This is a genomic window from Rhodococcus sp. 14-2483-1-2 (genome assembly GCF_002259405.1).
Taxonomy (GTDB): Bacteria; Actinomycetota; Actinomycetes; order Mycobacteriales; family Mycobacteriaceae; genus Rhodococcoides.
This window is the reverse complement of sequence record NZ_NPFW01000023.1, coordinates 183,846-196,004: the sequence shown is the minus strand read 5'-3', so window position 1 is coordinate 196,004 and position 12,159 is coordinate 183,846. Positions and strand designations below refer to the sequence as shown.

9 protein-coding genes and 1 pseudogene are annotated in these 12,159 nt (G+C 61.7%); 3 read left to right on the top strand and 7 right to left on the bottom strand.

The features are described from left to right. Positions 1 to 119: 119 nt before the first annotated feature. Positions 120 to 647, bottom strand: a complete 528-nt coding sequence (locus CH295_RS26265) for an SRPBCC family protein (protein WP_094742386.1) — start codon at positions 645 to 647, stop codon at positions 120 to 122. A gap of 120 nt (positions 648 to 767) precedes the next feature. On the opposite strand from CH295_RS26265, the pseudogene CH295_RS28460 reads away from it, so the two are divergent. Further along, positions 768 to 992: pseudogene (locus tag CH295_RS28460) on the top strand (helix-turn-helix domain-containing protein); the annotation flags it as partial. A gap of 63 nt (positions 993 to 1,055) precedes the next feature. Then, a complete protein-coding gene (locus CH295_RS26260; RefSeq protein WP_252342237.1) occupies positions 1,056 to 1,706 on the top strand; it encodes a substrate-binding domain-containing protein in 651 nt (216 codons plus the stop codon). 439 nt (positions 1,707 to 2,145) lie between these two features. Here the strand turns inward: CH295_RS26260 and CH295_RS26255 are convergent, their stop codons facing one another. Then, on the bottom strand, positions 2,146 to 2,787 hold the full coding sequence (locus CH295_RS26255; RefSeq protein WP_094742384.1) for a TetR/AcrR family transcriptional regulator: 642 nt from the start codon (positions 2,785 to 2,787) through the stop codon (positions 2,146 to 2,148). A gap of 103 nt (positions 2,788 to 2,890) precedes the next feature. On the opposite strand from CH295_RS26255, the gene CH295_RS26250 reads away from it, so the two are divergent. Beyond that, complete coding sequence (locus CH295_RS26250; RefSeq protein WP_094742564.1) at positions 2,891 to 4,324, top strand: MFS transporter; 1,434 nt, start codon at positions 2,891 to 2,893, stop codon at positions 4,322 to 4,324. Positions 4,325 to 5,171: 847 nt separating this feature from the next. On the opposite strand, the gene CH295_RS26245 is transcribed toward CH295_RS26250, so the two are convergent. The 5 genes from CH295_RS26245 to CH295_RS26225 form a co-directional block, all read right to left on the bottom strand. Next, a complete protein-coding gene (locus tag CH295_RS26245; RefSeq protein ID WP_252342203.1) occupies positions 5,172 to 6,935 on the bottom strand; it encodes a CocE/NonD family hydrolase in 1,764 nt (587 codons plus the stop codon). A gap of 219 nt (positions 6,936 to 7,154) precedes the next feature. Beyond that, on the bottom strand, positions 7,155 to 8,399 hold the full coding sequence (locus CH295_RS26240) for a thiolase family protein (RefSeq protein WP_094742383.1): 1,245 nt from the start codon (positions 8,397 to 8,399) through the stop codon (positions 7,155 to 7,157). A 22-nt stretch (positions 8,400 to 8,421) separates the two neighbouring features. Next, positions 8,422 to 9,717, bottom strand: a complete 1,296-nt coding sequence (locus CH295_RS26235; protein WP_094742382.1) for an MFS transporter — start codon at positions 9,715 to 9,717, stop codon at positions 8,422 to 8,424. Between the two features lie 151 nt (positions 9,718 to 9,868). Continuing rightward, a complete protein-coding gene (locus CH295_RS26230) occupies positions 9,869 to 10,996 on the bottom strand; it encodes a PucR family transcriptional regulator (protein ID WP_141217095.1) in 1,128 nt (375 codons plus the stop codon). Positions 10,997 to 11,119: 123 nt separating this feature from the next. Further along, positions 11,120 to 12,019 carry a LysR family transcriptional regulator gene (locus tag CH295_RS26225; protein WP_252342202.1) on the bottom strand — a complete coding sequence of 300 codons (900 nt, stop codon included), beginning with the start codon at positions 12,017 to 12,019 and terminating at the stop codon, positions 11,120 to 11,122. Between the last annotated feature and the right edge of the window lie 140 nt (positions 12,020 to 12,159).

Here is a 12,159-nt window from a genome sequence, read left to right as displayed (position 1 = left end):
AATGCTGGACGTACCCTGGCAAATTGCAAAGCTTCCGGCAAACGTGGCCCCGCAGGCGCGACATCCGTTGAACGGATCGAGAATGGTTCACCAATGGCGGGTCTAGAAAGCGCGACGTGTCAGCGCCTCGGCCAGGCTGATGCCGCTGATATCAGACCGTCGAGCCATGCCTGGTGGCCGTTGAGCATGGGGTTCGGGCGTTCGACGGCCAAAGCGGCCGCAGGCTTGCCGATCTGGGACTCCTGTGTCAGTACTCGGACGCGGTTGCCGGGTAGGTCCTCTATCAACCAGGCGTGCAGAACGTCGAGTCTTTTATCTGGCCCGCCTTCTTGTACTGCCGTCCACGACAGCCTTCCTGGGGTCCCGTCGGTCGGCGGCGTGAACTCGACGACGTGTGCGGCCATTGGAGGAAAACCGAAGGTGCTGAAGGCGAAGTCGACGTTACCGCTGAGCAAGGGGCCTTCTCCTGCCGAGAATGAAATGTCGGAGACGTTGTAGTAGTACGACGTCCATCGGGAGGTGTCGGTCAGTAGGGGCCACACCGCGGCGGCGTTGAGTTCGGCGACGACGACTTCGTTGGATACGTAGTTGTCGGTCGTGCCCGGTAGGTATTCGGGGGGCCAGGAGATCGCGTTCTGAGTGGTCATCAGTGGTGCCTTTCGTAGACGTTGTGGGGATGACCTTAGCGAGCGACAAATTGGCTGACCAATAGATACAGCGATACTTGTCATCGGCTTTCTGATGGATGGGCGCTGTACAGTGATTGCGTGAGTCGCCCACGCCAGTACGCTAGGGATGTCGACACTGCGGCATCCGCGCGCACAGATCTTAATCTGATCAAGACGTTTCTCGAGGTGTATCGCGCAGGCTCGTTCACCGCGGCCGGCCCACGAGTTGGGCTGTCACAACCCACGGTCACTGCGCAGATACGGGCTCTCGAACTGCACTTCGGTCATGAGCTTTTCCGTCGACTCCCCAGGGGTGCCGAGCCTACTCAGCACGCGCACCGTCTGGCGTCGAAGGCTGGGCGTGCGCTCGATGATCTTGTCGCCGCAGTGGGATCGAGCGACGCATTCTCACCGCCGTCTCCGGTGCGTATAGCCGGCCCGTCCGAATTGCTGTGCACCCGCGTTTTGCCGGCGCTCGCGTCACTCGTTGCAGAAGGAGTCGAGCTGCGCCTCGCGCAGGTGCAGACCGATGATGCGCTCGAGGAGATGCGGATCGGTCGACACGATATGATCGTCGCGACGCGTCGCCCGCGGGGTCGTGCGGTAGCAGCGACTCCGCTTGCTGACGAGGAGTATGTTCTGGTGGCCTCGCCCCTATGGTGGGGTACGCGTGAGTTGCTGGCGGTGAACGGACCGAGCGCTCTTCGAGAGACACCGCTCATCGCATTCGCAGACGATTTGCCGATTTTGCGCCGGTATTGGCGCGAGGTATTCTCTAAGCGATTGGACAGGTCTCCTGCGGTGACAGTGCCGAATTTGTACGCTGTGCTGTCGGCAGTGGTGGCAGGTGCCGGGTTCAGTGTTCTCCCGCGGTCACTGTGCCGCGATCAACTCCACGACGGCCGTTTGGTTGTGCTGGTAGAACCGGCTGAGGCACCGCTCAATACCCTTTTCCTTGTCGAACGTCCGGGTGCGCTGGCGAATCCGAGCACTGTCAGGGTGCGTGAGCGGTTGATCGAAGCTGCGCGTGACTGGTGAGCAGTAGGCAAACCCGACGCCAGTATGGGACTGCCACCAGTTCAAGTGCCTCGTAGGGCATTCAGGTTTTGGGCTGCGTATGCGGAACTGGTCGACTGCCACTGATCGTCGAGGAATTATGTTGCAGAAGAACGAAGTACGCCTCTAACACGGCGTTGTCGCCGGACGTCCGACGTAGCCCGTGAACCCGCGCCAACCGATTTGCATCGAGTGTATGGAGAAGCACCGAAGACTGATGTCGGCTTCCACGGTCCGAGTCGAGGAGGTTATGGGCGTAGGCGCGTGGTGACGCAACGTTGTTCACCGCAGCCACTTGGCACCTGTGCGGTGACTGATCCGTCCCCGGGCTTTCATGTGGGCGCGCGATCCGGTGCCGGGAGGCCAGTACGAGGCTCGGAATCGGAAGTGGCCGAGGGCAGTCATCGCGACAGGCTGCGGCTCAGTGCGCGAACCCGGGGGTGGAGATGGTTCCGTCGATCTGAGCGGTGATGGCCGCTCGGAGGTCGAAAGCTGCGGAATGCTGCGGCCATCGCGGCAACAGGCCGGCGACGGTGGGTGCAACCTGCGCAACGACCGTGGGGTCGATCTTGTCGAACCACGATTGTTCGTTGTCGGGGCGTTCGGCGAGCTCGGCCTGCCACATCAGTTCGGAGGTGGCGAGGTACCACGTCGACCGCCACAGCGAAAGCGCTCGTAGCTCGGTCATGCCCGTCTCGAGGGCCGCAGAGAGGAAGCGGTCGGCCAGCGCGAGAGCCGGTGTGCCAACTGTTGTTCCGGTCCGGAGGACCGGAACGATCCAGGCGATGGATGAGAGTCGGTGATGCATGTCCATGCCTATCTCGACCATGCGTTCTCGTGGCGACCCGGTGGGTGTGGCCCATTCGATCTCGGCCGCGATGTCGGTGAGCACCAACGACAGGAGCTCGGACTTGTTGGCCACGTGGTGGTAGAGCGTCATCGGCTTCGATCCGAGTTCGTCGGCGAGTCGGCGCATGCTCAGCCCTGCGACACCGTCGCGTTCGAGCATCCTGCGCGCGGCGGAGACGATGGCTGCCCGGTCGACGGTGCTGTTCGACGGCATCGGTTCCTCTGCATTTCGTAGCTCTTGTAGTCCGAGAGCGAGCCTACTACGGTCTCGTACGCGTACGAACCTTCGTACGCGTACGACATCGAAAGGCGTGATCATGACCGATCCCGAGGTGGCTGCGGGCACCGTGATTCGGGTGGGCGCTCTGTCGACCACCATCTTCGTGCTTCAGTTCCTGGTCGCGCTCGACGTGTCGCTGGTGAATATCGCACTACCCGACATCGCGGACGACCTGGGGTTCGGTGATTCCGCGTTGCAGTGGGTGGTCAGCGCCTATTTGCTGACGTTCGCCGGGTTCATGCTGTTGGGAGGCCGCCTCGGCGACGTCGTCGGCCGACGACGAGTCGTCCTTGTGGGCTCGATGCTGTTCGCGGCGGCGAGTGTCTTGGGCGGCCTCGCGTGGAACGCGCCGTTGTTGTTGCTTGCACGCGCAGTGCAGGGACTTGCCGGTGCTCTGCTCGCCCCGGCTGCTCTGGCGTTGGTGACCGAGGTGCCGGAGGGTGGGCATCGTCGCCGCGCGTTGGGGCTGTGGAGCGCTGCGGGAGCCGGCGGAGGGGCAGTCGGCGTGGTACTCAGCGGGCTGCTCACCCACGCGTTCGGTTGGCGCGCAGTGATGTTCGTCAATGTACCGATCGTGATCGTCGGTCTTGTCGCTGCGTATCGGCTTCCGAACCACAGGCGTGCTTCGGTTGATCGACGGCTCGATTTTGCTGGTGCGTGTCTGGCGACGTTGGGGGTCGGGTCGCTCGTGTACGCCGCTTCGACGCCCGCCGATTCAGGGTGGGGCGCCGGGTCGGTGGTCGCGGGATTCGTCTGCGCTGCAGTGCTTCTTGCTTTGTTTGTCGTCGTCGAATCGCGTGTGGCACAGCCGTTGATGCCGCTGCGACTGTTTCGGGTTCGCAGTGTCGTGGGAGCGAACGTCTTCGGGTTCATGCTGTGCGCCGGGCAACTCGCCGCGTTCTATTTCGTGTCGTTGTACATACAGAATGTCTGGGGCGTGGCGTCCGACGTCGCCGGGTTCATGTTCCTTCCCTTCTGCTTCTTCGTAGTGGTCGGGATCGCTTTGGCGAGCAAGATGTCGGCTGCGATCGGCCCACGTATCACGCTCGGAGTGTTCGGTTTCGTCGGTGCTGCGGGACTCGGGTGTTTCGCTTTGATGCCGCCCCAGGTCGCTTTCTGGACCGGGGTCGTGCTTCCGTCGGCTCTGGGAGGTATCGGCATCGGTGGTTCGATGGTGGTCCAGGGCGCGGCTGCCATCGCCGGGGTGCAGCCCGGTGACGCGGGAATCGCGTCGGGTGTGCTCAATGCGGCGCGGCAGTTGGGGGGCACTCTCGGACTGGCTGTGTTGGTCTCGATCGCGGCCACGGCTACTGCGTCGTCCTCCGCGGCGTCCGAGGCGCTGAAGGCAGGAGACGGCTACAGCACTGGGTTGGCAGTCGCGGCGGGTCTGTTGATCGTGGGTTCGGTGCTCGCCGTGCTTATCGTCCCGTCGCATACCGTGCGTGCCCGGCCCCGGCGAACAAGTGATTGACTCGAGGCCTGTTGCCACTCAGTCTGATTCAATCCGAGATCGGACGGCCAGCGAGCACATCGACGTCACCGTATCCACATGCGCCCGGAAAACGAGTCGGTTCTGGACCCTGACAACCGACCTGGGAGAACCGGTCCGCGATACCGAAATGGTTCGATCAGTCGAACCCGAGAAGGGCCAGGCACCTGTGTATGGAACGACAGTGCCTGGCTCCAGCTGGCCTTTTTCGGGTTTTGGTTACCTGATGGGTGCCTACGCTCCGCGTAATGCGGCTTGTATGAACGTCCGAAATTTCCATGGCGCTCGTATATTCGGGGTGTGTCGACGCAGCACGGCCCAGGGACGCCGCGGTCGCGTGCGCAGCCGACAACCCGATACCGATGGCGATGACACTCCGTTGTACGAGCGACGGAAAGGACCCGTCGGTGGTGGTGTCGTCTGCCGCGGCACTCCACCACGCTCGTGAACTCGGTACCAGACGCGGCTCTCGCTGGTCGAACGCAAGAGCCGCGGCCTTGCCCATCACACAATTACCCTCGCACCGGCAAAGGCTCATCGGTCGGTACCTGACGGGGAAAGCCTGGTGAACCATCGCACCGTTCGAGGACAGACACTTTGCGACCACCGCTCCGTTCCGCATTTTTCATCCCCGAATGACCATGGAGAGCGCGTACCTCCTTGAGGCCGCCAGCATCAAAGAAGAGTCGCTCTACACGGGTGATCAATCAGGCGAGTCATACTACTGAATTTTGTGCGTGCGAACGTGGGGGAGTTCCGTAGTCGCGCGTCCGGACCTAACGTGGTTGTCGGCCACGACATCATGGGCACGTCGCCTCCGACATTGTGGTCAGCGTTCGATGATAGGAAGAATCATCCGGCTTGGGTGCTTCGGCCCATGCAGTACCCGATTGGTTGCGACGACGATGTTCTCGGCACTGTCCTGAGATATCACGCCGCCGCTGTTGGTGTTGCGGTCGTAGCGGGGGAAGTTGCTGCTGGATACCTCGAGTCTGATCTGGTGGCCTGGCAGGAAAACATTCGATGTCACCGATAGATCAAGTGTCACTTCGTATACCTGACCGGGCTCGAGCATTTCCGGATCGGAAAGGGAAGTCCGGTATCGGGTCCGCAGAATGCCGTCCGTGAGATAGATCGCGCGCCCATCGGGGAAGACATCGACCAGCTTGCCGGTGAAGTCGGTGTCCACAGCGGAGGAGGCGATATGGAGCACGAGTGAGATCTCGCCGGTGACTTCCACTGGCTTGTCCAACACGCCGGTGGTGTAGCACAGCACGTCGTCTCGTGCCTCGACGGATTGCTGATCCACAGGACCTGCGGCATTCAACGCTACGGGCAGCAGCAACCTGCCTCCGACGCTCGGCACTGGATCGAGGGGGTCGTATGTGAAAGTGTCGGACAGGTCCGCTGATACGGGCACGGTATCGAGCCGGCCGTTCCCGGCCGCGGTGTTCGCGTGGCCCCCACTGCTGAGGAAGTACTCGACATACCTGGTGTCCGGTAGCGGCCAGTCCTGTTCGTCTCGCCACTGGTCGATTCCCATGACGAAGATTCGGACCGGAGCGAATGGGGCGGGCGCATTTTGATTTCCACGCAGCCATCTGTCGAAAAATCCGATGTACGCACTGGGGAGATTCGACGCGGCCGCACTGGCGGTGATGCCGAATTGGCGGTCGTGGTAGACACCGTCGTAGCTCAAATGGTCCCAGGGGCCCATGATCAGACGCTGACCTTCTCGTGCCTCGCTGCTACCGCCTGCAGTTTTCATGCGGGTGTAGGCGCGGGTGTTCGCGCTCGCGAAGATGTCGAACCAGCCTCCGACATTGAGCGCCGGAGCGGTGACAGTTCCGTAGTCGTCCGACACCGAAATGCTTTGCCAGTAGTCGTCCCGGTCGGCGTGGTCGAGGAATTCCCTCCACCAGGGGATGTAATCGGTGAGGATTTGCTGGTCGCTGGTGGGGAGTTTGCTCAGTCCCGATTTGGGATCTGCCGCCATCGTTGCGAGTGCCGTGATCGTATCGAGGTTACCGTCGCCGTTGACAAGGTCGTTCTGCGCTTTCGTCACAGCCATCGTGATGCCCCACCACAACACCAAATGCCAGGAGAGGGCTCCGCCGTCAGAATGTATGGGGGCTCTGTATTGGTCTGCGCTGGCGACCGAGGGGGCGATTGCTTTGAGGGAGGCGGGCGATTGTGACGCGGTCGCCCATTGTGTGGCACCGAGATACGACGCACCGAACCCGCCGACGTTTCCATCGCACCATGGTTGCTCGGTGACCCAATTCGTGGTGTCGAGTCCGTCGGACTTCTCGTCGACGAACGCAGCGAACTCCCCGTCGGATCGGTAACGGCCTCGACAGTCCTGATAAACGACGGCGTAGCCGGCTTCGAGCAGGTCGAACACGCCGGGGTAGATCCCGACTGCGTAGTTCTGGATCACGTCTTTCCCGTAGGGGAGTCGAACCACCAATGTCGGTGCTGGTCCGCCGTTCGGTATCCAGACATCGGTGGCGAGCCCGGTCCCATCGGTCATGGAAACCATGACGTCTTTCAGAACACGGAACCCGTTCATTGAATCGCTGTTCTTGTTCATGTCCATTTCCTTCGCTCTGCTCTCAGTGGAGTTGAAGAGGGCTGCCCTGTAGTGTTCACGCACTCGGATCTTCACGGCGGAAACCTCTTTCGAGGTACACAGCCGTTCGATTCTTCTGAAATTTCTGACATCGACTTCACCTGGCGGCTGCATCGTGCGGTTACGGGCGCAGACCGATATACGCCGGTGAGATCGAATGGATTTATATCGGTCGTCCATTTATCGGCGGCTGCGAGGTTCACTACTTTCCAGGACGATGATGCTCGTGACGGCCTCCTCGCCGCGATGGAAGCCGCCGCCGTTCTCGGCGAGTGCGATGCGAGCGCCTTCGACCTGTCTGCTGCCGGAAGCTCCCCGCAGTTGTTCCGTCAGCTCGAAGATTTGGCCGAGGCCGCTGGCAGCAAGGGGGTGGCCTTTGGACTCGAGTCCGCCCGACGGATTGACGGGGATACGTCCGCCCAATGACGTCTCGCCTCTGAGCGCTGCTGGTCCGCCGTGGCCCTCGGGTACGAGACCGACCATCTCGGTCTGGAGGATTTCGGCGAAGGCTGTGGCGTCGTGAACTTCCGCGACGTCGATATCCTCTGGTCCGAGGCCTGCCGCTTCGTAGGCGCGCTCCGCAACTGCTTTGCTGAGATGTCCTGCGAACGTCGAGATATCTCGATCGCGTCCAGTCCCGACCACCGCTGCACGAACTCTCACCGGTCCGACCGAATTCAGCCGACGGAGTGCGCGATCGCTGCACAGGATGACGGCAGCGGCACCGTCGGTGACCGGCGCGCACATCGGGACAGTAAGAGGGTAGGACAGCGGCCGGCCTGCAAGGACTTCGTTGACCGTCATCGGTTTGCGGTAGTGAGCACGTTCGTTGGACACCGCATGGAGATGGTTTTTGGCAGCGACAGCCGCGATCTGTTCCTGGGTGGTCCCGTACTGTCGCATATGGCTTCGGGCCATAGCGGCGTAAATATCCATGAAGACCGAACGGCGTCCGACGTCGGGCTCGTCGATCTCACCGCCGAGGTCGATCAGCGTGCGGGCGAGTGCATCCGGATCCGAGACATCGTATGCGCTGTCGAACACCGCCATCGTGCGTGCTGTGTTTCCGACGTTCATCTTCTCCACCCCGACTGCCAGAGCGATCTCGGCCGCTCCCGCACGGATCTGATTCACCGCGAGCGAAAGCGCCGACGAACCGGTAGCGCAGGCATTTTCGACGTTGAAGACCGGAATACCCTCGAGTCCCATGCTGCGCAGGGCGATCTGACCTGGAACCATGGCCTGCCCCTCCAACATGCCCTGTGTCGTGTTGCCGAAGAACGCAACGTCCACTTCGGATAGCCGACCACCGCTATCGGTCAGCGCATCACCGACTGCGCGGGAGGTAAGTTCGCGGACCGTGGAATTCTGATGGATACCGAATGGCGTCATTCCGATGCCGGCGATCCACACTGACTGACTCACGACAAATACCCTGCTTTCAACGTCATCGAAGTGGTGAGCGCGCTGTCTCTGGAAGAAAGAAGAACGCCACGGTGCTGAACAGAACCACCACGCTGATGTACCAACCGAACATCTGGGTCTGATCCTGTCCGACGAGCCACGTGGCTATGTACGGCCCGGTTCCGCCGAACACCGCAACGGCAAGGGCGTACGGGAAACCGATGCCCGAGCCGCGAATATGAGCGGGGAACAATTCGGCCACTACGGCGCTGGAAATGGACGACCAGCACGCGATGAACGTCAGCCCCAGCATCTGGACGAGAAGGACACTGACGAAGGAGGACCGCAAGCTTCCTAGCAGCGGCACCGTGCCGACGATGAAGAAGACGCCGAACGCGAACAGCATCGGTTTGCGCCCGATCCGGTCGGACAACATTCCAAAGATCGGCTGGAGGGCCAGGAACCACGCCAGCGCAACGGCACCCGTGACGAGCCCGTACTTCAGGTCGAAGCCGACAGTGATGTTTGCGTACGTGGGGAGGTAGGAGGTGAAGGTGTAGAAGACCAACACTGGTCCTGCCGTGAGCCCGAATACCAGGAAGGATTCGCGAGGATGTTGTCGCAGGAAGTCGAAGTAACCTCTGCGACGGCGCTTTTCGGTGGATGCATCGGTCAGAGTCTCTTCTGCATGCTTGCGCACCCAGAGCCCCACCACGGCCCCGACCGAACCCACGAGGAACGGTATGCGCCAACCCCAGCTGCTCATGCTCTCATCGCTGAGCACGTTACTGAGCAGAGCGCTGAGCCCGATCGCGGCTAGATTTGCTGTCGTAGCGCTGACGTAAAAGAAACTGGAGTACAGGCCGCGACGACGATCCGGTGCGGCCTCGACGAGAAAGGCGGATCCTGCCGCGTATTCTCCACCGGCCGAGAGCCCTTGGACGATTCGAGCGAGCAACAGGATGGCGGGGGCGAGCAGGCCGGCTTGAGCGTACGTCGGTGCCAGCCCGATCATCAGGCTGCCCGCTCCCATTCCGACGATCGTCGCGCTCAATACGCGCTTGCGGCCGAATCGGTCGGCGAGCGCGCCGAAGAGTAGACCACCGAGTGGGCGGGCGAAGAAACCGGCCGCGAAGATGGCGAGCGTCGCCAAGAGCGGAACCAGGCTGGATCCGGTTGTTTTCGGAAAGAACTGGGTCGAGAAGTACACGGCAAGGATTGAGTAGACGTACCAGTCGAACCACTCGACAACGTTGCCGACGAACGCCGCCGAGAGCTGTCGGCGGCGGACGGAACGTTGATCCTGTCCGGACGAAGTTTCTGTAGCGTTTTGGGTCATTGTGTGGGGCCTCCACGGCGGCGTTGTGGTGCCGGCCTCTACATGCGCGAAACGGTGAGTCCGTCACAATCATCCTGCGGCGAACGCGGTCACTTATCCATGTCTCCGCAGCTAACGCTCAGCTTCCCGTGTGGTAAATATCTACTAACTGTTAGCGGGAGTCATAATCGAAGAGCATCCAGGACAACTCCACCACAGCGTCTGAGTCGTCGAGCGAGCAACCGGTGAGCATTTCGAACCTGGCCAGCCGATACCGGAGGGTATTGACGTGCACCGGGATGCTCGCCGCGGCCTTCGGGATACTTCGCCCTTGTAGTAAATACGCCCTCAGCGCTTCGACGACCAGGGCTCCGAAGCCACGCTCGCTTTCCAGCGGCCCGAGGTACTTCTCGCGTAGAAATGCCGAGAGCTCGGGCTGTTGCGGTATCGCTACCCGCCAGGTCAGCTTTTCGAGGGAGAAAACACCAGGTAGGCCTAATCGCTGCGCTGCCGCGAACACACGAGTGGCGAGGTCGAACGAGGAAGTCATCTCCTCGAGAACGCTGAGCGAACCGATCGCCACAACTCCGGCACTGTCGGGAGGCAGCTGAGAGACGATGCCCACGCATCGGCCTTCCGACGGAACAACCAGGGCAAATCCCGTCCCAACCGAGTTCAAGCCGCGGAAGACCTGATCGAAACGCCCGTCGTGCAGGGGGGATGCACACACTGCGTACAACGGCGCATCCGCCGGGACGCGGTACCGCTGGACACCCCGATGAGTGTCGGCCGTAGACAGCGTCCCGCGGAGCACTCCGAGCACCCACTCCGTCCTGGCTTGCTGTTCGGCGACGGCGACCGTGATGTCGTGATCCCGATAGACCGTGGCGGCCTTGGTAGAGAACGCGTCGCCCAGCTCCCACAACAACGACGACAGCGCCAGCGCCTCGGCAGGAGTGATATCGCATTCAGGTGCGAGCTCGACAACTCTGCGTTGAATGCGAGCCATCTGAACACGGAACGCACCCATGATCTCGTCGATTCTGACCCCTTGCCGGAGCCGTTCACGTGTGGACACCTCCGCCTCCCACACGTCTCGAGCAGGGGGTACGCGACCCTCGCGGAGGACCCGAGCAGCCAGGTGCAGATTTCTCTCAACACTCTCTGCCAGCGAATCGCGTGGAACTGAGTCGTACACCGGAACCTCGCGGCGCACTTCGGCCACCGTCGGTTCCAGTTGGTCGTCGACGCGGTCGAGTCTCTCGACCAGCCACTGCAACCGTGCCCCATCTGCATACATCGGAATCCTCACAGCCGGGTTGATGATTTACCTGTCTCGATGGTCGACGAGGACGTCAGATGCCTGGCATCGGTCGCGCCCTATCAGCCGGCAATGATGTTGCGGACGTCTCGCAAAGTCCGGTCATGATTGCAAGTCCTTCATAGCCGATATGGTGGCCCTCATCTCGGAGATGAACGCCGCGACGGCTGCCCACCGCACAGTTTCCACCCGCGTGACCATCCAATACTCGAACGACGGCGATACTTCCGCTGCCAGTACGCGGACCAAATCGTCGTGTCGGTCCGCGATAAAGGTGGGTAGCAAGCCCAAGCCAGCGCCCGATCGGGTTGCTTCGACGTGCGCCAAGACGTTGGTCGACGTCACAGCGTCACGAGTGGGAGGCAGCGTCTGTCGGCCAAGGTCGACGTAATCGACCTGCAACATGGAATCGATGAAGTACACAAGGCTGTGATCGGATGTCTGAGCAACAGTCACGATGGGTTCATGGTCGTCCAGGTAGAAACGCGCCCCATAGAGGCCTAGCGAGTACGAGGCCAGGTACGTCGAATCGGCCTTGACGCGAGGCTTGCCGACAACGATTTCGACGTCGACGCCAGAACGATGCTGCACCGCGCGTCGCGTCAAGGACACGATCTCTACCGACACACCTGGGTGCCGCCGATGCAGACGGGCCGCAGCGGGCGCCGCGACGTACACGCTGAAGCCATCCGGACAGGACACCCGCACCACGTCTTCCATGACCGGTGGACCTGCCGAATTGTCAGGAGACAGCTCGCGGAGCATCGAGTCGATCTTCGACGCCGTGCTCAATGCCTGCTCACCGAGGGAGGTCAGCTCCCACCCGCCTGCCACCCGAGACAGCAGACGGCCGCCTACATCGCGTTCCAGGGCTGCGATGCGCCGCGAGACGGTCGTGTGAGCTAGGCCCAGCACCTCTGCAGCGCGGGTAAACCGACCGCTGCGTCCCACTTCCAGAAGCACCAACAGGTCATCAGGATTGAGCCTTCTCCTGGGTGTCATATGTGCATGCTTGCACATTAGGGGTGCGATATTCGACATTGCGGTGCATCAGCGCTAAGTGCACACTCGAAGCATTCGCAGTGCGCTGAGTCACACCGCAGTCCAGCAGTGGCTGTGATTCGTTCAATCGGTTAGCGGGA

Excerpts from the sequence above, each read along its gene's own strand:
- CH295_RS26265 (WP_094742386.1), bottom strand. The coding sequence starts at position 647 with ATGACCACTCAGAACGCGATCTCCTGGCCCCCCGAATACCTACCGGGC.
- CH295_RS26255 (WP_094742384.1), bottom strand. The coding sequence starts at position 2,787 with ATGCCGTCGAACAGCACCGTCGACCGGGCAGCCATCGTCTCCGCCGCG.
- CH295_RS26250 (WP_094742564.1), top strand. The coding sequence starts at position 2,891 with ATGACCGATCCCGAGGTGGCTGCGGGCACCGTGATTCGGGTGGGCGCT.
- CH295_RS26245 (WP_252342203.1), bottom strand. The coding sequence starts at position 6,935 with ATGAACAAGAACAGCGATTCAATGAACGGGTTCCGTGTTCTGAAAGAC.
- CH295_RS26235 (WP_094742382.1), bottom strand. The coding sequence starts at position 9,717 with ATGACCCAAAACGCTACAGAAACTTCGTCCGGACAGGATCAACGTTCC.
- CH295_RS26230 (WP_141217095.1), bottom strand. The coding sequence starts at position 10,996 with ATGTATGCAGATGGGGCACGGTTGCAGTGGCTGGTCGAGAGACTCGAC.
- CH295_RS26225 (WP_252342202.1), bottom strand. The coding sequence starts at position 12,019 with ATGACACCCAGGAGAAGGCTCAATCCTGATGACCTGTTGGTGCTTCTG.